General features: G+C 69.0%; 15 protein-coding genes. 9 read left to right on the top strand and 6 right to left on the bottom strand.

Translation table 11 applies throughout. The features are described 5' to 3' along the window. The first annotated feature begins 384 nt into the window (after positions 1-384). A complete protein-coding gene (locus SGCZBJ_RS21050) occupies positions 385-1,077 on the top strand; it encodes a DedA family protein (protein ID WP_101719888.1) in 693 nt (230 codons plus the stop codon). Positions 1,078-1,084: 7 nt separating this feature from the next. Here SGCZBJ_RS21050 and SGCZBJ_RS25295 read toward each other — a convergent pair whose 3' ends face one another. Beyond that, a complete protein-coding gene (locus tag SGCZBJ_RS25295; RefSeq protein WP_117590390.1) occupies positions 1,085-1,297 on the bottom strand; it encodes a DUF2188 domain-containing protein in 213 nt (70 codons plus the stop codon). A gap of 186 nt (positions 1,298-1,483) precedes the next feature. On the opposite strand from SGCZBJ_RS25295, the gene SGCZBJ_RS21045 reads away from it, so the two are divergent. Beyond that, on the top strand, positions 1,484-3,895 hold the full coding sequence (locus SGCZBJ_RS21045) for a glycoside hydrolase family 2 TIM barrel-domain containing protein (RefSeq protein WP_101719887.1): 2,412 nt from the start codon (positions 1,484-1,486) through the stop codon (positions 3,893-3,895). A 178-nt stretch (positions 3,896-4,073) separates the two neighbouring features. Here SGCZBJ_RS21045 and SGCZBJ_RS21040 read toward each other — a convergent pair whose 3' ends face one another. Further along, positions 4,074-5,162, bottom strand: a complete 1,089-nt coding sequence (locus SGCZBJ_RS21040; protein ID WP_101719892.1) for an aldose epimerase family protein — start codon at positions 5,160-5,162, stop codon at positions 4,074-4,076. A 192-nt stretch (positions 5,163-5,354) separates the two neighbouring features. Between SGCZBJ_RS21040 and SGCZBJ_RS21035 the strand changes: the two genes are divergently transcribed. After that, positions 5,355-6,683 carry a sugar MFS transporter gene (locus SGCZBJ_RS21035; RefSeq protein WP_101719886.1) on the top strand — a complete coding sequence of 443 codons (1,329 nt, stop codon included), beginning with the start codon at positions 5,355-5,357 and terminating at the stop codon, positions 6,681-6,683. Between the two features lie 232 nt (positions 6,684-6,915). Here SGCZBJ_RS21035 and araD1 read toward each other — a convergent pair whose 3' ends face one another. Beyond that, positions 6,916-7,914, bottom strand: a complete 999-nt coding sequence (gene araD1, locus SGCZBJ_RS21030; RefSeq protein WP_101719885.1) for an AraD1 family protein — start codon at positions 7,912-7,914, stop codon at positions 6,916-6,918. Positions 7,915-8,196: 282 nt separating this feature from the next. Between araD1 and SGCZBJ_RS21025 the strand changes: the two genes are divergently transcribed. Continuing rightward, positions 8,197-8,961, top strand: coding sequence for a FadR/GntR family transcriptional regulator (locus SGCZBJ_RS21025; RefSeq protein ID WP_101719884.1), 765 nt, complete (start codon positions 8,197-8,199; stop codon positions 8,959-8,961). 973 nt (positions 8,962-9,934) lie between these two features. After that, on the top strand, positions 9,935-11,485 hold the full coding sequence (locus SGCZBJ_RS21020) for an alpha-N-arabinofuranosidase (RefSeq protein ID WP_101719891.1): 1,551 nt from the start codon (positions 9,935-9,937) through the stop codon (positions 11,483-11,485). A 93-nt stretch (positions 11,486-11,578) separates the two neighbouring features. Here SGCZBJ_RS21020 and SGCZBJ_RS21015 read toward each other — a convergent pair whose 3' ends face one another. The 3 genes from SGCZBJ_RS21015 to modA form a co-directional block, all read right to left on the bottom strand. Further along, complete coding sequence (locus SGCZBJ_RS21015; protein ID WP_101719883.1) at positions 11,579-13,636, bottom strand: transglycosylase domain-containing protein; 2,058 nt, start codon at positions 13,634-13,636, stop codon at positions 11,579-11,581. 102 nt (positions 13,637-13,738) lie between these two features. Beyond that, entirely contained in the window at positions 13,739-14,401 is a 663-nt protein-coding gene (modB, locus tag SGCZBJ_RS21010; protein ID WP_101719882.1) for a molybdate ABC transporter permease subunit, read from the bottom strand. A gap of 5 nt (positions 14,402-14,406) precedes the next feature. Continuing rightward, positions 14,407-15,165, bottom strand: a complete 759-nt coding sequence (gene modA, locus SGCZBJ_RS21005; RefSeq protein WP_101719881.1) for a molybdate ABC transporter substrate-binding protein — start codon at positions 15,163-15,165, stop codon at positions 14,407-14,409. 121 nt (positions 15,166-15,286) lie between these two features. Between modA and SGCZBJ_RS21000 the strand changes: the two genes are divergently transcribed. The 4 genes from SGCZBJ_RS21000 to SGCZBJ_RS20985 all read left to right on the top strand — a co-directional run bounded on the left by SGCZBJ_RS21000 (position 15,287) and on the right by SGCZBJ_RS20985 (position 19,451). After that, positions 15,287-16,072 (top strand): TOBE domain-containing protein, encoded by a 786-nt coding sequence (locus SGCZBJ_RS21000; protein WP_101719880.1) that lies wholly within the window; start codon positions 15,287-15,289, stop codon positions 16,070-16,072. Between the two features lie 150 nt (positions 16,073-16,222). Next, complete coding sequence (locus SGCZBJ_RS20995; protein ID WP_101719890.1) at positions 16,223-16,801, top strand: ANTAR domain-containing response regulator; 579 nt, start codon at positions 16,223-16,225, stop codon at positions 16,799-16,801. Further along, the gene (locus SGCZBJ_RS20990; RefSeq protein ID WP_101719879.1) at positions 16,798-17,964 is read left to right on the top strand and encodes a CmpA/NrtA family ABC transporter substrate-binding protein; all 1,167 of its coding nucleotides are present in this window, start codon (positions 16,798-16,800) and stop codon (positions 17,962-17,964) included. Before SGCZBJ_RS20995 ends, SGCZBJ_RS20990 begins: the two co-directional genes overlap by 4 nt. 266 nt (positions 17,965-18,230) lie before the next feature. Next, on the top strand, positions 18,231-19,451 hold the full coding sequence (locus SGCZBJ_RS20985; protein WP_101719878.1) for a nitrate/nitrite transporter: 1,221 nt from the start codon (positions 18,231-18,233) through the stop codon (positions 19,449-19,451). The last annotated feature ends 4 nt before the right edge of the window (positions 19,452-19,455 follow it).

Genomic DNA, 19,455 nt, shown 5'->3' with positions numbered 1-19,455 from the left:
CTGGCGGACGCGCCCTTGCCGGATCACGGCCTGTGACGCCTGGGACCCAACGAGCTGCGCCCGCCAGCCATCAGGCGACCGCCCGACCTACATCGCAATACACAGGGACCCAGGGGACTGGGCTAGGCGAATGACAGCGCACCATCGCGGTCGCCAACGCAGTGCGGTCGCCCCTGGGTCCCGGGTCTGCGGCGCTTTGCGCCTTCGCCCGGGATGACGATTTGAAGGCTGCTTCGGGAGTGGCGCCGTTTCGGCACGGCTCGTCCCGAAGTTGTCCCCAAAGGTGCGACATCCGGGGCACAGTCGGGTTTAATTGACGCAACGGCGCGCAACGCTCTGGCGGCGAAGCGGCTTGATCTCCATGTGGGGGCTCGAAGGACCCCCATGGACAACTTGCTTCAATCCGTCGCCGCTTTCGTCACCGAGCACCAGAGCTGGGCGGGCTTGATCCTTGGGGCCCTTACCTTCGCCGAATCCCTGGTGCTGATCGGCGCCTTCGTGCCCGCGACGGCGCTGATGCTGCTGGCCGGCACCCTGATCGGCGGCGGCGTGCTCGATCCCTTCGAGGTCCTGGCCTGGTGCACCATCGGCGCGGTGCTGGGCGATGCGGTGTCCTACGCCCTGGGGCGTCGCCTGGGTCCGCGCGTGCTGCGCATCCCGGCCTTCCGCGATCATCGCCGCACCATCGCCCGCACCCGTCTGTTCAACCGCCGCTTCGGCGTCGCCTCGATCTTCATCGGCCGCTTCTTCGGGCCGCTGCGGGCCTTCGTGCCGATCATGGCCGGCATCCTGCAGATGAAGTGGTGGACCTTCCAGACCGCCAACGTGCTGTCGGCCGTGGTCTGGATCGCCAGCCTGCTGGCTCCTGGCTATCTGGCCGCCCGCAGCCTGTCCGGAGTCAGCCTGGAGCTGGGCCTGGCCATCGCCGCCGGCGTCGCCCTGACCGTGCTCGGCGCCTTCCTTGGTCTGCGCTTCGCCGCCTCGCGCCGCAGCATCGCCGCCGCCAAGGCCAAGGCCGCTTCGGCCGCGGCCGAGAGCATCGCGCCGATCGTCGAGCTGAAGCCCAAGCGCGCCTGAGGCGTCCTCAGGCCGCAGCCCCCTGGGCCACCCAGCGGCCGACCAGGCGTCCCCCGCGATCGTGAATCCGCACTTCCATGGGCTCGGCCGCATCCGCGGCCAGCTTGCGCGCGCGCCGTTCGGCCTCGCCGCCGCCGGCGAAATGCAGCACCTCGCCTGTGGCGTGAACCCGCACGCACCAGCCCCCTTCACACGGGACGACATCGACGACCCCTGGCATGTCGTACCCCTTCGTACGCTGAACTCGGGCTGCCAAACGCCGCCCTCGGCAAAGGGTTCACCACGCCGTTCACCGTCTTTGAGACGAAGTGTTGCGAGGGGCTGGCGTTTTGTCTGAGTTTTCATAAAATGACACAAAATATCAAAATGTGGGATTAGCGTTTCGGCGCGTCCCAGGGAGAAAACGATGGCTCATTCCCTGACGCGCGGCGTCTCGCGCCTGGCCCTGGCGGCCGTTCTTGGCCTCTGCGCCCTGCCGGCCGTCGCCGCCGATCGGGTGACGACGCCGCTTGCCGAAGGCTGGACCTTCTTCCAGGGCGATCCCGAGGGCGCCGAGACGGCCGCCTTCGACGACAGCGGCTGGGCCAAGGTGTCGGTGCCGCACGACTGGGCCATCAGTGGTCCGTTCGACATCAAGGCCCGCGCCGGCGGGGCGGGCGGCTTCCTGCCCACCGGCATCGGCTGGTACCGCAAGGCCCTCGACGTCAAGCCGCCCGCGCCGGGGCGCCGGGTCTATGTCGAGCTCGACGGTGTGATGGAGCGCAGCGGCGTCTGGATCAACGGCCACCACCTGGGCCATCGCCCCAGCGGCTACGTGGCCCTGCGCTACGACATCACCGACTTCATCAAGGCCGATGGGCGCAACGTCCTGGCCGTACGGGCCGACACCGAACACGCCCCGTCCTCGCGCTGGTATGCCGGCTCGGGCGTCTACGGCAAGGTCCGCCTGATCGAGAGCGCGGCCCAGCACGTGGAGCAGGGCGGGGCCTTCGTCAGCGTCACGAAGATCGCCGAGGGCAAGGCCACGGCCGACATCGCCGTCGACGTGGTCAATGACGCCAACACGGCCGCCAAGGCTGGCCTGGAGGTCGTGCTGCGCGACCCGTCCGGCAAGGAGGTCGCCCGTGGCGCCGCGCCCGCCGTCGCCATCGATCCGGGCCGCACCGAGACGCTCAAGCTCTCGCTCGACATCGCCTCGCCCAAGCGCTGGGATCTCGAGACGCCCGACCTCTACCGCGCCGAGATCCGCGTGGTCGGAGAGGGCGGGGCGGGTCTCGACGTCGAGACCGTGCCCTTCGGCGTGCGCGAGGCCGCCTTCAAGGCCGACAGCGGCTTCTGGCTGAACGGCAAGAACATCAAGCTCAAGGGCGTGGCCCTGCACATGGACGGCGGCGCGGTCGGCGCGGCCGTGCCCATGGACGTCTGGCGCCAGCGCCTGGCGGCGCTGAAGGCCCAGGGCGTCAACGCCATCCGCACCGCCCACAACCCGCCGTCGCCCGACTTCCTGGATCTCTGCGACCAGATGGGCTTCGTGGTCATGGACGAGCTGTTCGACCAGTGGAACGTCTCCAAGACGCCCGGTGACTACCACCTGTTCTTCAGCGACTGGCACAAGCGCGACGCCCGCGACATGGTCCGCCGCGACCGCAACCACCCCAGTATCGTGATCTGGAGCGCCGGCAACGAGATCCACGACACCGCCTATCCGGTCCAGGCCAAGGCGGCGCTGACCAGCCTGCTGAACGTCATGCACGCCACCGACCCGACCCGGCCGGTGACCATGGGCCTGTTCCGTCCCAACGTGACCGGCGACTACCAGAATGGCTTCGCCGACATGCTCGACGTGGTCGGCCAGAACTATCGCGAGAACGAGCTGATCGCGGCCCACAAGCAAAACCCTGCCCGGATCATCGTCGGGACCGAGAACAGCAAGACCCGCACCTCGTGGGTCGCCGTGCGCGACTACCCGGCCTATGCCGGCATGTTCCTGTGGACCGGCGTCGACTACCTGGGCGAGGCCGACCGCAGCGGCTGGCCCAATATCGACAACCCCGCCGGCATCGTCGACCGCACCGGCGCGCTGAAGATCATCGGCATGCAGCGGGCCTCGTGGTGGGCCGAACAGCCGGTGCTGCACGTCGTGCGCAACGCCCTGCCGGCCGCGCCGCCGCCGTCCTCGGACGGGGCCGGTCCCGCGCCGGCCCTGCCGACCATGGTCGCCGTCGCCACCCCGCCGCCCAAGATCGCCATCTTCGACGACTGGACCCCGCAGGACCTGTCGCCCCACGAAGAGACCATCGAGGTCTATTCCAACTGCGCCAGCGTCGACGTCGCTCTCAATGGCCGCTGGCTGGGCGCCAAGCCGCTGCCGGCCGACGCCTCGCCGCGCCAGTGGACCGTCACCTTCGCTCCCGGCGAGGTGAAGGCCGCCTGCCGCGATCCGGGCGTCAAGCTCGAAGACACGCTGCGCACCGCCGGCAAGTCGGCCCGCATCGAGCTGACCGCCGAGACCGACAAGGTCGGCAAGGGCTTCGACGACCTGGCCTTCGTCCGCGCCCGGGTGGTCGACGCCAAGGGCGTGGTCGTGCCTTCGGCGAGCGACGCCATCACCTTCCAGGTCTCCGGCGCGGGGGCCTTCGTGGCCGCCGACAACGCCGCCCCCACCGACCACACCGCCTTCGCCTCGCCGACCCGCAAGGCCTGGCAGGGCAAGGCCGTGGCCCTTGTGCGCGGGGCGGGCGAGGGGGCCTCGCTGACCGTCACGGCCTCCGCGCCGGGTCTCGCGGCCGGCAAGGTCTCGCTAAAGGCGGTTCAATGAACATGTTCTGCGACAAAGCGTCACTTTTCGCAGGAAGGGGCTTGAAAACCCAGCTGGTAGCGCTAACTACAACCCCGTGAGGCGCGAGCGCCTCTGCCCTTCCTGGGCGTTTCCTCCCTAATGAACTAAGCCCGGCGGGTAACCGCCGGGCTTCTTTTTTGCTCATTTCTCGCCGGGTCTATTTCTCGATGGTGAGGCGGAAGACCATCTTGTTCTGGTAGGTCTGGCCGGGATCCAGCCGCACCGGCGCGAACTGCGGCTTGTTGGGCGCATCGGGGAAGTGCTGCGGCTCCAGCGCGATGCCGTCGCCCTGGCGATAGATCTTGCCGCTCTTGCCGATCGTGGTGCCGTCGATGAAGTTGCCGGCGTAGAACTGGATGCCCGGCTGCTCGGTCAGGATCTCCAGCACCCGGCCGCTCTTGGGATCGGCCAGCCGCGCACCCAGGCGCAGAGCGCCGCCCGACTTGCCCGTCAGCACGTAGTTGTGGTCGTAGCCGCGCCCGGCGACGATCTGCGGATCACTGGCGTCGCGGATCTGGTCGCCTACGGCCTTGGGCTTGCGGAAGTCGAACACGGTGCCGGCCACCGGCGTCGTCTCGCCGGTCGGGATCAGCTCGCCGTCGACGGGGCTGTAGCCGTCGGCCGGGATGGTCAGCACATTGCCCATGGCGCCGTCGGCCGAGCCCTCGCCGGCGACGTTGAACAGGGCGTGGTTGGTGATGTTGACGATGGTCGGCTTGTCGGTCGTCGCGCCGTAGGTCACCGTCAGCTGGTTCTGCTCGTCCAGCGCATAGGTCGCCGTGGCCGTCAGCGTGCCGGGATAGCCTTCCTCACCGTCCGGGCTGACGTGCTTGAAGGTCACCGAGGCCACCGGGCCGGCCTTGGCCTCGACCACCGTCCAGACCACCTTGTCGAAGCCTTTGACGCCGCCGTGCAGCGCGGCCACGCCGTTGTTGTTCAGCGCCAGCTGGTAGGTCTTGCCGTCCAGGGTGAAGCGGCCCTTGCCGATGCGGTTGGCGAAGCGGCCGACCGAGCCGCCGAAATAGTTGGCCGCCTTCACGTATTCGGCCGCGTCCTTGTAGCCGAGCACGATGTCGGCCTTCCTGCCGGCGCGGTCGGGAGCGACCAGGGCCTGCAAGGTCGCGCCATAGGTGATGACGGTGGCGCTGACGCCCTTGGCATTCGTCAGGGTTATGGCTTCGACGGCCTGGCCGTCCGGCGTCTGGCCGAACGATTTGCGGCTGATTTCGGCGCTATGGGCGACCATGGGAGCGGCCGCGGCGGCGGCGAACAGGGCAAGGCTCGGCAGGGCGTGGCGCCAGGTCTTCATCGGGTTTCCTCTCAGGCGGGCCGTTCGCGCTCTCTGTCGGCGTTGACGGCCAATAGGCCGCCATATACTCAGACAAAAAATCGCCGCGCAACGTCAAGACGTCGGCGGCTCCACACGGGAGACCCGGGAATGCCCGCACCGATCACCAGCTCCGCCGGGGAAGGCGGCAGCATCCTCGCGGATCCGCGCGCCCAACGCTCGGCCCTGACGCTGCTGGCCAGCCTCTTCTTCATGTGGGGCTTCATCACGGTCATCAACAACACCCTGCTGCCGCACCTGCGCTCGGTGTTCGACCTCAGCTACACCCAGACGACCCTGATCGAGTCGGTGTGGTTCCTCGCCTACTTCTTCGCCTCGATCCCGTCGGCCAAGCTGATCGAGGCCATCGGCTACAAGAAGTCGATGGTCACCGGCCTCCTGATCATGGCCGCCGGCGCGCTGCTGATGATCCCGGCCGCGCGGATCCCGTCGTACGGCGTGGTGCTCACGGCGCTGTTCATCATCGCCTCGGGCATCACCCTGCTTCAGGTCGCCGCCAACCCCTATGTGGCCGTGGTCGGCCCGCCGGAGACGGCTTCCTCGCGCCTCAACCTGGTGCAGGCCTTCAACTCGATGGGCACCACCCTGGCGCCGCTGTTCGGCGGCTATCTGATCCTCAGCCGCAGCGCCTCGGGCAACGCCGAAGCCGGCCAGGTCATGACTCAGGCCGAACGCCTGGCCGACGCCCAGTCGGTGCAACTGCCCTACTTCATCGTCGCCGTCGTGCTGGTGATCCTGGCCGTGGTCATCGGCCGCTACAAACTGCCGGACCTGGGCGGTTCGAGCCGTCGCGCCGCCGCCGAGGACCGCAAGAAGCACTCGCTGCTCAAGCACCGCAATCTGGTGCTCGGCATCCCGGCCATCTTCATTTATCTGATCGCCGAGATCGGCGTCTCCAACCTGTTCATCAACTTCGTCTCCGATCCCAAGATCGGCAACCTGACCCACGCCCAGGCGTCCAACTACCTGTTCCTGCTGTGGGGCGGCATGATGGTCGGCCGCTTCATCGGCAGCTTCTGGATGCGCAAGGTCGATCCGGGCAAGGTGCTGGCCATCTTCTCCAGCCTGGCCTTCGTGGTGATGGTCATCACCGTCTTCGCCAGCGGCCCGGTGGCCATGTGGAGCCTGATCGCCGTGGGCCTGTTCCACTCGATCATGTTCCCGACCATCTTCACCCTGGGCATCAAGGGCCTGGGCGCCCTGACCGAGGAAGGTTCGGGCCTGCTGGTCATGGCCATCGCCGGCGGCGCGCTGGTGGTGGTGCAGGGCATCCTGGCCGACCACTTCGGCCTGCAGATCTCGTTCCTGCTCACCGCCGTCTGCGAACTCTACGTGCTGTTCTACGCCCTGTGGGGCAGCCGGACGAGCGTCGAGGAAGAGCCCGTGGCCCTCGAGAGCCAGTCGGCCCCGGCCGAGTGATCAGGGAGGGGAGCGGTCCGCCGCTCCCCGCCTATTCCGCAAAAGAGAAGGCCTCGCACCGCAGGGTGCGAGGCCTTCTTGCTTTGCGTGGTCCTCGTCCCCCCCGGGTCGCGCCGCTGGCGCGGCCCGCCCGAGGGCAGGCGTCGACAGGCTCAGGATGAGGACCATTGTCGGCGCAGTAGAAAACCTCACCCTGAGCTTGTCGAAGGGCGAGGTTTTCGCATCCCGGAAATCAGAGCGCCTTCACCGCCACGGTGACCTGCGCCGGAGCCGCGTCCTGGGCCAGCGGATTGCGCACCGGCAGGGTGAACGGCGCGGCCTCGATCTCGAACACGTCGCCGACCTGCGTCTGGAAGCCTTCCGAGAACGACAGGGTGGCCGTGCCGAAGAAGTGCACGTGCACGTCGCCCGGGCGGCGGAACAGCGCGTACTTGAAGTGGTGGTGCTCCAGGTTGGCGATGGTGTGGGACATGTTGGCCTCGCCCGACAGGAAGGGCTTTTCCCACACGGTCTCGCCCCCGCGCACGATGCGGCTGGCGCCGCGCACGTCGGCCGGCAGCTCGCCGCTCAGCAGCTCCGGGCCGAGCGCCGCCTGGCGCAGCTTCGAGTGCGCCAGCCACAGATAGTTGCCGCGCTCGATCACGTGGTCGGAGAACTCGTTGGCCAGGCAGAAGCCCAGGCGGTGGGGCGTGCCGTCCGGGCCGATCAGGTAGACGCCGGCGATCTCGGGCTCCTCGCCGCCGTCCTTGGCGAACGAGGGCGAGGTCAGGGGCTGGCCGGGGCCGACCAGCTGCCCGCCGTCGCCCTTGTAGAACCACTCGGGCTGCACGCCCTCCTGGCCGGCGGCGGGCTTGCCGCCCTCGACGCCCATCAGGAACATCCGCATGGAGTCGGTGAGCTGTTCGCCTGACTGGGCCGCCTTGTGCATCTTGTCGCGACCTTCGGCCGAGCCCAGGTGCGTCAGGCCGGTGCCGGTCATGATCAGGTGGGCCGGGTCGACATGGTCGATCGGCGCCAGCACCCGGCCTTCGGTCAGGGCGGCGGCGACGTCGATGGCCTCGCCCAGCGGCTGGGCGGCGTCGGCCAGGCTGACGCCCTTGTCGATGGCCAGCTGGCCCAGCGCGTACAGGGTGTCGGCGGATCCGACCTTGCGGGCCGCGCCGGTCTCGTCCACCGCCGCCAGGGCGCGGGCGCCGTCGGGCGTCTTCAGTTGAACGAACCGCAGGGGCATGGGTGGATCCTCTCGTCTATAATTAGTCAGACAAATAGCGATCGGCGCGGGCCTGTCAAACCCGGATCGCGAGGAGAGACGGCGTCTTCGGCGGGCAGGGCGGGGCGGTCTCCAGAACCTTGTGATCCCTTCTATCGCCTGATTTATCATACTTTTAAGCGCGGCCTGGACGACGTCTTGCGGCTCGCCGGACGGTGAATTTCCTTGTCGTCAGACAATTAGTCTCGCTAGAGTCGGCGCGTGAACCGGCGGCGAGGCCGCGCGGCGATTTGTGGAGGCGGCGTGGTCAAGGGCAAGGGTAGCGGCGCGGACGGCGAGTTCGAGCGCGAGGAAGGCTTTTCCGGCCGCATCCACGGGTCGATCGCGCGTACGCTCGGCATCGCCATCGTCTCGGGCCAGTACGCGCCTGGCGACGTGCTCAACAACGAGATCGACGCCAGCGAGAAGCTGCATGTGTCGCGCAGCGCCTACCGCGAGGCCATCCGCATCCTGGCCGCCAAGGGGCTGGTCGAAAGCCGTCCAAAGGCAGGCACCCGCGTCAGCCCGCGCTCGCGCTGGAGCCTGCTCGACCCCGAGGTCCTGGCCTGGTTCTTCGAGGCCGAGCCCAGCGAGGCGTTCCTGACCAGCCTGCACGAACTGCGAATGATCGTCGAACCCTCGGCCGCCGCCCTGGCCGCCGAGCGCCGCAACGACGAGCAGCTCGAGCGGATGCGCGCGGCGCTGATCCAGATGCAGCAGCACACCCTGGCCACCGAGGCTGGCCGGGCGGCCGACCGCGATTTCCACGACACCGTGCTGGAAGCCACCGACAACGAACCGCTGCGCACCCTGTCCAGCAGCATCGGGGCGGCCGTGCGCTGGACCACGATCTTCAAGCAGCGCGACCGCGAACTGGCCCGCGATCCGATCCCCGACCATTGGAAGGTCTTCGACGCCATCGCCGCCAGCCGCCCCGACCAGGCCCGCCAGGCCATGGAACGCCTCGTTGGCCTCGCCCAGGACGACACCCGCGCGGCGATCGCGCGCCGCAGCGGCGGAGCGACCTGAAAAGATCCTCCCCCTCCGGGCGAGGTGTCGCCATAGGCGACGGGGGCGCGGCCTTCCAAGTCTTCTCCCTCTAGGGAGAAGGATCAGGAGGGGCTTACGGGGATAGAGCCCCGTCCATCCCCGGCGTCCGCCGAAAACTCCTGAACCAATCCAACAGCTTATAACTTTCTCACGCGCCTGCATCAGACGCGTTCAAACCCGCCGTACAGTCTACCCGTCTCGCCGCACCGAAGGGGCGCACGGCCAGCGACCATGCGGCGGCGGGATGCAGTCGAGCGGGAAAGAGTCCGGTCGGGAAAACCGGACGCTCGGGGACCTGGCGCTGGCCAGGCCCGCCCGCCGTCGGCTTCGTCGGGGACAAACGGGCGAGACGCTCCTACCCAGGACATCCCCGCCCCGCGGCGCGCCTTCCGGGAAACCGGCGGGCGCGTTCCGGCAAGGCGTCAACAGCGCCGCCGGCCGGAGGCTGATGGAAAACGGCGGCGCGGAGCGCCCGGCTTCGTCGAAACGGTAACTTGCTCAAAACAGCTTCCGGGCGTCGCCCGGGCGCCCCGCATCCCTTCGATCAACTCGCAGCCAAGGCGCGAGGCCGCAAACCCGCGCCCCAAGATCCTCCCCCTCCGGGGGAGGTGTCCGCGAAGCGGACGGAGGGGGGCCGTTCTCAGCTGCCGCTGCGCCGGAAACTCATCCCCCCACCAATCGCTACGCGATCGCCTCCCCCACAGGGGGAGGTTCCTTGAACCTCGGTTGCCGCTCTCAATCATCCGACAAACGGGCCGCCCACCATCGCTCTCCATGTCTTTATATTGCTCGACCCTGCCGCTCGGGCAGCTCGATTGACGCTCCTTGCCCGCAAGTATACTCAGACAAATAACAAGGGGCCTCCGTCGCGTCGTTTGCGCCGGAATGCGCGCCTGTCCGAGCCGGCGTCGCGCGCACGGCGAGCCAAGGGAGAAACGACGTGAATTCCAAGATGCTGAAGCACGCCCTGATGGGCGGCGTCGCCGCGGCCCTGCTGATGGCTGGCGGCGCGGTCGCCCAGACCAAGGTCAGCGGGACCCTGCGCGCCGACCAGCCCGGCGCCGTCATCCAGCCGGAAGTCTACGGCCAGTTCGCCGAGCACCTGGGCAGGGGCATCTACGAAGGCGTCTGGGTCGGCGAGGACAGCAAGATCCCCAACATCAAGGGCTACCGCAAGGACGTGGTCGACGCCCTGAAGGCCCTGAAGGTGCCGGTCGTGCGCTGGCCGGGCGGCTGCTTCGCCGACGACTATCACTGGCGCGAGGGGATCGGCCCGCGCGACAAGCGTCCCGTCAAGGTCAACGTCATGTGGGGCGGCGTCGAGGAGCCCAACACCTTCGGCACCCACGAGTTCATGGACTTCGCCGAGCTGATCGGCGCCAAGACCTATGTCGCCGGCAATGTCGGCACCGGCACCCCGCAGGAGATGTCGGAGTGGGTCGAGTACCTGACCTCGCCGACCAATTCCTCGATCGCCAACATGCGCCGCGCCAACGGCCGCGATAAGCCTTGGAAGGTCGACTATTTCGGCGTCGGCAACGAGAACTGGGGCTGCGGCGGCCAGATGACGGCCGAGCACTACACCAACCTCTATCGCAACTTCGCCGAGTTCGTCCGCGCCCCGCGCGGCAACCGCCCGGTGAAGGTGGCCGCCGGTCCCAACGCCGAGGACTACAACTGGACCGAGGTCCTGATGAAGGGCGCGGCCAAGAACATGAACGCGCTCAGCCTGCACTACTACGTCATCCCGACCGGCAACTGGACCAAGAAGGGTTCGGCCACCGTGTTCGACGAGCAGGGCTGGGGCGACACCATGGTCCAGGCCCTGAAGATGGAAGAGCTGGTCATCAAGCACAGCGCGGTGATGGACAAGTACGACCCCGAGAAGAAGGTCGGCCTTTATGTCGACGAATGGGGCGTCTGGTACGATGTCGAGCCGGGCACCGAGCCGGGCTTCCTCTACCAGCAGAACACCATGCGCGACGCCGTGGTGGCCGCAGCGACCCTGAACATCTTCCACAAGCACGCCGACCGGGTGCGCCTGGCCGCCATCGCCCAGATGGTCAACGTGCTGCAGGCGATGATCCTGACCGACAAGGACAAGATGGTCCTGACGCCCACCTACTGGGTGTTCGACCTCTATAAGCCCTTCCAGGGCGCGACCCTGCTGCCGGTCGAGATCGACACCCCGCAGTACGTGGTCGGCAAGTCGTCGGTTCCGGCCGTGACCGCCTCGGCGGGCAAGGGGACCGACGGCGCCGTGCACGTGGCGCTGGTCAATCTCGACCCCAACAAGTCGGCGACGGTCACCGTCAAGCTCTCGGGCTCGACCGCCAAGACCGCCAAGGGCCGGGTGCTGACGGGTCCTGAAATGGCCTCGCGCAACACCTTCGAGAAGCCCGACGCGGTCAGGCCGGCCGAGTTCAAGGGCGCGACCATCAAGGGCGACACCCTGACGGCCACCCTGCCGGCCAAGTCGGTGGTGGTGCTGGACCTGAACTAAACCCCCTCTCCCAAAGCGAGAGGGAGGGGCCCAGGCGAAGCCTGGGAGGGTGAGGGGTTAGGAACGGTCGCCGTTCCTGGCCCCTTCGCCTTTTTAAGGCAGGTTCGTCGGACCGCGCGGCTCGGCCGGCTGGGCCGGAGCGGCCGGGACCACCTGAGCCGGAACCACCGGCGCCGGCGCTGTCGGATCGGCCGGCGCCTCGCCCTCGACCGGCGCGGCTTCGGGCGGCAGCGGCAGGCCGTCCGGACCCAGGATCGGTTCGGCCAGAGTGGCGTCCTCGGCGGCGCTCAGCGCGTCGTCCTCGGGTGGCTTGGGCGCGCCGCCGGTGGCCGACAGGGCGAAGGCCTTCCAGATCTTGGCCGGCAGGCCGCCGCCGACCACGCCGTTCATGGCGCTGTTGTCGTCGTTGCCGACCCAGACGCCGATGACGAGGTCGCCGACATAGCCGACGAAGATCGCGTCGCGATAACCCTGCGTCGTGCCGGTCTTGCCGAAGGCGCCGGGAATGGCGGCCTCGACGCCGGTGCCGCGATGCACGGCCGAGCGCAGCAGGTCGCGCATGCCGGCCAGTTCGCTCTTCGACAGGGCGCGGGCCTTCTTCGGGGCCTTCCAGTCGGCCAGGCCATGCGGCGTCACCGGGGTCTCGCCGGCGGCGATGGCGGCGTAGGCGCCGGTCAGCTGCACCAGGCTCATCGGGCCGGTGCCGAGCGCCAGGGTCAGGTCGTCGGGGATGGGCTCGGTGACGCCCAGGTCGCGGGCGGTGTCGACGATGGCCTTGCGGCCGACCTGCTGGGCCAGGCGCACGGCCGCCACGTTGGACGAGCCGGCGAAGGCGGTGATCAGCGGCACTTCGCGGCCGGCGTACTTGCCCTCGTGGTTCTTCGGGCTCCATCCGCGGACGTCCACGGGCGCGTCGAGGATCGGCGAGGTCGGGGTCATGCCCTGGCGGATGGCGGCCAGATAGACGAACAGCTTGAAGGCGCTGCCCGGCTGGCGGCCGGCGTCGGCGCGATTGAACTGGCTCGTCTTGTAGTCGCGGCCGCCGACCATGGCCACGACGCTGCCGTCGGTGCGCATTGCCACCAGCGCGCCCTGAGTGACGTTCAGCACCTTGCCGTCGCGGGCGATGGCGTCGTTGAGGATCTTCTCGGCCTTGGCCTGCAACTTGGCGTCCAGCGTCGTCTTGACGATGGTCTCGCCGTAGCGGGCGTCATAGGCGGCGCGGGCCTGGGGGAACACCCAGTCGGCGAAATACGAGCCGGTCGGCAGCTTTTCGCGCTCGGGGATCGGATGCATGTCGCGCTTGGCGCGGTCGGCCTGGGCCTGCGTGATCACTTCGGTCTCGACCATGGCGCCCAGCACCACGTCCATGCGCTCGCGGGCGCCTTCGAAGTTCTCGGTGGGGGCCAGGCGCGAGGGGGCCTTGACCATGCCGGCCAGCATGGCGGCCTGGCCGACGGACAGCTTCTCGGGCGTGGTGTCGAAATAGTGCCGGGCGGCGGCGCGCAGGCCGAAGGCGCCTTCGCCGAAATAGACCGCCGACAGATACCGCGACAGGATCTCTTCCTTCGAGAGCCGGGCTTCCAGCCACAGGGCGATCAGGGCTTCCTGGGCCTTGCGGCGAAGATTGCGGTCGCTGCTCAGGAAGGCGTTCTTGGCCAGTTGCTGGGTGATGGTCGACCCGCCCTCGGAGACGCCGCCGGCCTTGGCGTTGGCGCCCAGCGCCCGGGCGATGGCCTTGGGGTCGATGCCCATGTGCGAATAGAAGCGGCGGTCCTCGATGGCGATGAAGGCGCCGGGCACATAGGCCGGCAGCTTGGCGACCTCGATCGGGGCCTCCTTGTACGAGCCGCGGCGGGCGATCGGCGAGCCGTCCGAGGCCAGCAGCACCATGGTCGGATTGTTGGCCGGCTCCAGCGCCCGGCCCAGCGGCAGAGACCACAGGAGCCAGGTGATGACCGCCACGATGGCCAGCACCACGACGCCGGCGCCGATCTGCCAGGGACGCTGCTTCCAGATCGGAACCCGCCTGGGCTTCACCGGCTCGTCGGCCGTGCTCGCCGGCGTCTCGGGCGCGGCCTCGACCACGGCGTCCGGGGCCTTGTCTTCGGCGTCGTCGGGACCGGTTTGCGGAGCGGCGGGATCGGACATGCGCGATGGGACTCGAAAAGGACGCCGAGGGAGGCGAGGCGCGTCAATACCACAGGCGAAGCGACCGCCCAGCCCACAAGCTCTATTTGGGGAAACGCCGGTTCAGGCCGGAGCGCTCCGCCGCTTTTCCAGCAGGAGCAGGGTCAGGGCCGCCAGGAAGCCGAACGCCAGCAGCAGGGCCGACAGCTGGTGGGCCTTGTCCCATTCCAGGCTTTCGACCAGACGATAGATCTCGATCGACAGCACCTGGGTCTCGCCAGGAATGCCGCCGCCCAGCATCATCACCACGCCGAACTCGCCGATGGTGTGGGCGAAGGCCAGCAGGGCGGCGACCGCGTAGCCGGGCAGGGCCAGCGGCAGGGCGACACGGGCGAAGATGTCGGCCTTGCCCGCGCCCAGGGTCGCGGCGACCTCCAGCGGCTCGTCGCCGATGGCCAGGAAGGCGTTGCGCAGCGGCTGCACGGCGAAGGGCAGGGAATAGACCAGAGAGCCGATCACCAGGCCCTCGAAGGTGAAGGCCAGGGTGCGGATCCCCAGCGGCCTGAAGAGCGCCATCAGCGGGCTTTCCGGACCAAGCGCGATCAGCAGGTAGAAGCCCAGCACCGTCGGCGGCAGCACGATCGGCAGGGCGACCAGCGCGCCGACGACCGGCTTGATGGGCGAGCGCCCCCGCGCCAGCCACCAGGCCAGCGGCGTGGCCAGCAGCAGCAGCAGGACGGTGGTCACCGTCGCCAGCTTCAGGGTCAGCCAGACGGCCTCGACCATGGCGGTCAGCGCACCTCGTAGCCGTAGCGGCGGATGATCGCCTTGGCTTCGCGGCCCTTCAGGAAGGCCAGGAACGCCTTGGCCGCGTCGCTGTTCGAGCCCGTCTTCAGCAGCACGGCCTGCTGGTCGATGGGCGTGTGATAGGTCTTGGGCACGACCCAGCGCGAGCCGCCCTTGTCGTCGACGACCTGCGACAGGGCCACGAATCCCAGCTCGGCGGCGCCGGTCTGGACGTACTGGTAGGTCTGGGTGATCGACGAGCCGGTGACGATCCGGGGCTTGAGGCCGTCATAGAGCTTCAGTTTGGTCAGGGTCTCGACCGCCGCCAGGCCGTAGGGGGCCGCCTTGGGATCGGCGATCGACAGCTTCTCGAATTTGCCCTTGGCCAGCACCGCGCCCTGGCCGTCGACCAGGCCCGGCGTCTTGCTCCAGAGGACGAGCCGCCCGGTGGCGTAGGTGAAGCGCGTGCCGGGCGCGGCCAGGCCGTCGGCCTCGGCCTTCTGCGGTCGCTCGACGTCGGCCGACAGGAAGACCTCGTAGGGCGCGCCATTGGCGATCTGGGCGTAGAACTGGCCCGACGAGCCGAAGCTCAAAGTCGCCTTGTGTCCCGTGGCTTTCTCGAACTGGGCGGCGATGGCCTTGGCCGGCTCGGTGAAGTTGGCGGCCACGGCCACCTTGGTCTCGCCCGCGAGGGCGGCGCCGGCGACCATCGACAGCGCCGCGGCGAAGGCGGCGGTGATCAGGGGGCGGTGGGCGAAGGACATCGGCGGCTCGTATCAGACGGATATGTATGGCGAGTACATAACGAGCTTTGGGGTGCTGTCAGGCTGTTTTTTCGAGCGCCCGCGGGCGACAAGCGATCGAACGGAGTCGGAAGGAACATCGATGAGCGGAGCGGGCGATCTCAGCGCCAGCCTGATCCTGCGGCGCGGCGCCTTGGCCCGCGTGAGCCTTGAACGCATCGCCCTGGTCGAGGCCGTGGCCGAGCTCGGCTCGATCAGCGCCGCCGCCAAGCGCCTGGACCTGTCCTACAAAGGCGCCTGGGACGCCGTGCAGGCGCTGAACAATCTGTTCGATGCGCCGCTGATCGCCGCCGGGGCCGGTGGGCGCTCGGGAGGCGGCGCGCAGGTCACGCCGCGCGGCCATGCGGTCGTGCGGGCCTTCCGCGACATGGAGCGCGAGGTTGGCGCAGCGCTGGCGCGGCTGGAGGCCGGCCTGGCGTCCGAGGTCGGCGAGGACCTGTTCTGGAGCCTTGGCCTGCGCACCAGCGCCCGCAACGCCTTGCGCGGGACGGTCGTCGCCCTGACGCCCTCGGGCGTGACGGTCGAGGCGCGACTGGCCATCGGCGGCGGGGTGGAGATCACCTCGGTCATCACCCGCCGCAGCGCCGACGAGTTGGGCTTGGTCGTCGGCGGGCCAGTCGTGGCGCTGATAAAGTCCAGCTTCGTGCGGCTGGCCGTGCAGGCGCCGACGGGCGGCGGCGGCAACCTGCTGATGGGGCAGGTTCTCGACCGGGAAGACGGTGAGACCGCCAGCGAGGTCGTGGTTGGCCTGGCCGAGGGCAAGACCCTGGTCGCGACGGTCGCGAGCGCGGTCGCCGCGGGCTTGGCGCCCGGCGTGTCGGTGCATGCCGTGATCGCTCCGTCCGACGTTATCCTGGCGGTCGACTAGCGGGCGCCGCGCTAGGTCGCAGGGCCTTGGGCGCGTACGTGCTCTAGCAATATGCAGCGGCGCCCGCGGATTGAGCGGAACCGTGTTCGAGCGTGACCATGGCCGCAAAAACGCTCCCCCGGGGCGTCCATGGTCCTTAGGGCGTTGGGCATGCGCGTTCTCGTCATTGATCCGGATCCGGCCCGGGCCGCCCTGGTGGCGGAAGGGCTCGAGGGTGTGCATCCGCTGGAGGTGCGCCGGTCGGCCCGCTTCAACGAGCGCGAGGCGGTGGAGTTCGCCCCCGACGTCGTGGTCATCGCCGCCGAGAGCCCCGATCGCGACACGCTGGAAAGCCTGCGCGAGGCCAGCCAGTCCAATCCGCGCCCCGTCGTGATGTTCGTCGACCGCTCCGAGCCGGGCCTGGCCGAGCAGGCCGTCCGCGCCGGCGTCGCGGCCTATGTGGTCGACGGCCTGGCGCCGGCCCGCGTCCGTCCGATCCTCGACGTGGCCATGAGCCGCTTCGCCTTGACCCAGCAGCTTCGCGGGGACCTCGCCAAGGTGAAGGCCGACCTGGAAGCCCGCAAGACGGTCGAGCGGGCCAAGGGGCTTCTGATGAAGGAGCGCGGCCTCGACGAGGACGGCGCCTATCGCCTGCTGCGCAAGCTGGCCATGGATCGGGGCAAGCCGATCGGGGCGGTGGCCGCCGACCTGCTGGCCTTTGCGGGGGTATTGAAGGGAGACGCCTCGTGAGCGGCCTGGCCGATCTGAAGCTGGGCTTCATTCCGCTGACCGATTGCGCGCCTCTGGTCGTCGCCAAGTCTCTCGGCTTCTTTGCCGAAGAGGGTCTCGACGTGTCGCTGAGCCGCGAGGCCTCGTGGGCGACGATCCGCGACAAGGTCGCCGTGGGAGCGCTCGACGGCGCCCACATGCTGGCGCCGATGGCCCTGGCGGCCGCGGCTGGGGCTTCAGGGGGGCTGACGCTGGACGTCGGCCCGTCGCTGATCGCGCCCATGGCCCTGAATCGTAACGGCAGCGCCATCACGGTTTCCAAGTCGCTGGCCGACGCGATGCGCGCGGCCGATCCGCAGGCCATGGCCGAGCAGCCCGTCTCGGCGCGGGCCCTGGCCAAGGTGATCGCCGAAAGGGCGGGGCAGGGGGCGGCGCCGCTGACCTTCGCCGTCGTCTTCTCATATTCGATGCACAATTACGAACTGCGCTACTGGCTGGCGCAGGCGGGTGTCGATCCCGACAAGGACGTGCGCCTGGTGGTCACGCCGCCGCCGCGCATGGTCGAGCAGATGCGCGCGGGCGAGATCGACGGCTTCTGCGTCGGCGCGCCGTGGAACGCCGTGGCCGAGCGCGAGGGGCTGGGCGAGATCGTCATCACCGCCTCGACCTTCTGGCCGGGCGGTCCCGACAAGGTGTTCGGCGTCACCGAGGCCTGGGCTCACCATTATCCCGACGAGTTGCGCGCGGCGCTGCGGGCGCTGATCCGCGCCTCGGCCTGGGCCGACGATGCGGGGAACCGTGAAGACCTGATCGCCTTGCTGGCGCGGCCCGAGCATGTGGGCGTCGCGCCCGAGGCCCTGGCCCGCGCCCTGACCGACGAAATCGTCTTCCATCGCAACGCAGCCGGCGTGCCCCGCCGCGAGCACGCCCTGTGGTTCCTGTCGCAGATGGTGCGCTGGGGCCAGGTTTCAGCCGGCGCGGACCTAGAGGCGGCCGCCGACGCCGTCTATCGCCCGGACATGTTCCGCGCCGCCGCCCTGTCGGCCGGGCCTATGCTCGATCCGGCCCAGGTCTTCCCCGACGCCCCGGGCGAATTGGCGCCGCTGTTTGCGGGTCCTGCCTTTGATTCCGAGCGGGCCGGGCCCTACGCCGCTGCGTTTTCGATCGGTCGTGCGCGCGCCTGACCGGCTTTCGAGCCGCGTCACGGCTTCGCATCTGCACAATTGAAGGGCGCCGATGACGCCTTTTTGCTGAGCAGCCATGCGCAGGAGGCGTTGCTGGGCGCCTAGCCCCTTACAGCCCGTGACATCCGTCCCCGGACCGATGTTCAGTGGGCTCAAGCCTTCGGACAACGGCGTCCGTGGCTGCCAGAGACGACCGCTCGGATGCGGTCACCCGACGAGGCGACGACGCCTCGCTCTCGCAGACACGCAACACTCCGAGGCGCATCATGATCTCTCGTGACTTCCTCAAGGCCGGCCATACGCCGACCCTGTTCGCCGCGTTCCTCTATTTCGACCTGTCATTCATGGTCTGGGTGATCCTGGGCCCGCTGGGCGTGGCCATCGCCAAGGACTTCGGTCTCGACCCCGCCCAGAAGGGCCTGATGGTCGCCATCCCGGTCCTCGCCGGCGCGCTGCTGCGGCTGGTCAACGGCATCCTGGTCGATCGCATCGGCCCCAAGAAGACCGGCATGATCGGCCAGTTGATCGTATTGACGGGCCTGGCCGTGGCCTGGACCCTGGGGGTCCACAACTACCATCAGGTCCTGGCGCTGGGCGTGGTCCTGGGCGTGGCCGGCGCCTCGTTCGCCGTCGCCCTGCCGCTGGCCTCGCGCTGGTATCCGCAGGAGCACCAGGGCTTGGCTCTGGGCATCGCCGGGGCCGGCAACTCTGGCACGGCCCTGGCCGCCCTGTTCGCGCCGATGCTGGCCAAGGCCTTCGGCTGGCAGAACGTCATCGGCCTGGCCGCCATCCCTCTCGCAGTGGCGTTCGCCGTCTACATGCTGCTGGCCAAGGACGCCCCCGAGCAGCCCGCGCCCAAGAAGCTGGCCGAGTATCTCGACGTGCTGAAGGTTCCAGACGCCTGGTGGCTGATGCTGCTCTACGGCGTCACTTTCGGCGGCTTCGTCGGCCTGGCCTCGTCGCTGACCATCTACTTCAACGCCGAATACGGGCTGGATCCGGTGATCGCCGGCTTCTTCACCGCCGCCTGCGTCTTTGCCGGTTCGTTCATCCGCCCGGTCGGCGGCGCCCTGGCGGACCGCCACGGCGGCGTGCGCACCCTCAGCGTCGTCTACGCGCTGGCGGCGCTGGGCCTGGGCGTCGCCAGCTTCAAGCTGCCGACGGCCTGGTTCGCCCTGGGGGCCCTGATGTTCTCGATGCTGGCCCTGGGCGCTGGCAACGGCGCGGTGTTCCAGCTGGCGCCCCAGCGGTTCCGCAAGGAGATCGGCGTCATGACCGGCCTGATCGGCATGACCGGCGGCATCGGCGGCTTCTACCTGGCCTCGACCCTCGGCCTCGCCAAGAAGCTGACCGGTGACTACCAGATCGGCTTCCTGGGTTTCGCGGCCCTGGCGCTGTTCGCCCTGCTGGCCCTCCACGGACTGAAGGCCCGCTGGCGCGCCGTCTGGCCGACCCTGCACGGCGACGCCGCCCCCGTCCGCGTCTGACCTC

This window comes from Caulobacter zeae, from assembly GCF_002858925.1.
GTDB lineage: Bacteria > Pseudomonadota > Alphaproteobacteria > Caulobacterales > Caulobacteraceae > Caulobacter > Caulobacter zeae.
The sequence above is the reverse complement of the archived record's forward strand: the minus strand, read 5'-3'. Positions and strand labels throughout refer to the sequence as shown.

Bases quoted from the DNA above. Each gene is read 5' to 3' on its own strand.
- modB (WP_101719882.1), bottom strand. From the start codon at position 14,401: ATGGTCGAGGCCGTCTGGCTGACCCTGAAGCTGGCGACGGTGACCACC.
- modA (WP_101719881.1), bottom strand. From the start codon at position 15,165: ATGTCCTTCGCCCACCGCCCCCTGATCACCGCCGCCTTCGCCGCGGCG.
- araD1 (WP_101719885.1), bottom strand. From the start codon at position 7,914: ATGCCCCTGCGGTTCGTTCAACTGAAGACGCCCGACGGCGCCCGCGCC.
- SGCZBJ_RS25295 (WP_117590390.1), bottom strand. From the start codon at position 1,297: ATGCCAGGGGTCGTCGATGTCGTCCCGTGTGAAGGGGGCTGGTGCGTG.
- SGCZBJ_RS21050 (WP_101719888.1), top strand. From the start codon at position 385: ATGGACAACTTGCTTCAATCCGTCGCCGCTTTCGTCACCGAGCACCAG.
- SGCZBJ_RS21000 (WP_101719880.1), top strand. From the start codon at position 15,287: ATGAGCGGAGCGGGCGATCTCAGCGCCAGCCTGATCCTGCGGCGCGGC.
- SGCZBJ_RS21035 (WP_101719886.1), top strand. From the start codon at position 5,355: ATGCCCGCACCGATCACCAGCTCCGCCGGGGAAGGCGGCAGCATCCTC.
- SGCZBJ_RS21015 (WP_101719883.1), bottom strand. From the start codon at position 13,636: ATGTCCGATCCCGCCGCTCCGCAAACCGGTCCCGACGACGCCGAAGAC.
- SGCZBJ_RS20985 (WP_101719878.1), top strand. From the start codon at position 18,231: ATGATCTCTCGTGACTTCCTCAAGGCCGGCCATACGCCGACCCTGTTC.
- SGCZBJ_RS21020 (WP_101719891.1), top strand. From the start codon at position 9,935: ATGCTGAAGCACGCCCTGATGGGCGGCGTCGCCGCGGCCCTGCTGATG.
- SGCZBJ_RS21040 (WP_101719892.1), bottom strand. From the start codon at position 5,162: ATGGTCGCCCATAGCGCCGAAATCAGCCGCAAATCGTTCGGCCAGACG.
- SGCZBJ_RS20995 (WP_101719890.1), top strand. From the start codon at position 16,223: ATGCGCGTTCTCGTCATTGATCCGGATCCGGCCCGGGCCGCCCTGGTG.
- SGCZBJ_RS21045 (WP_101719887.1), top strand. From the start codon at position 1,484: ATGGCTCATTCCCTGACGCGCGGCGTCTCGCGCCTGGCCCTGGCGGCC.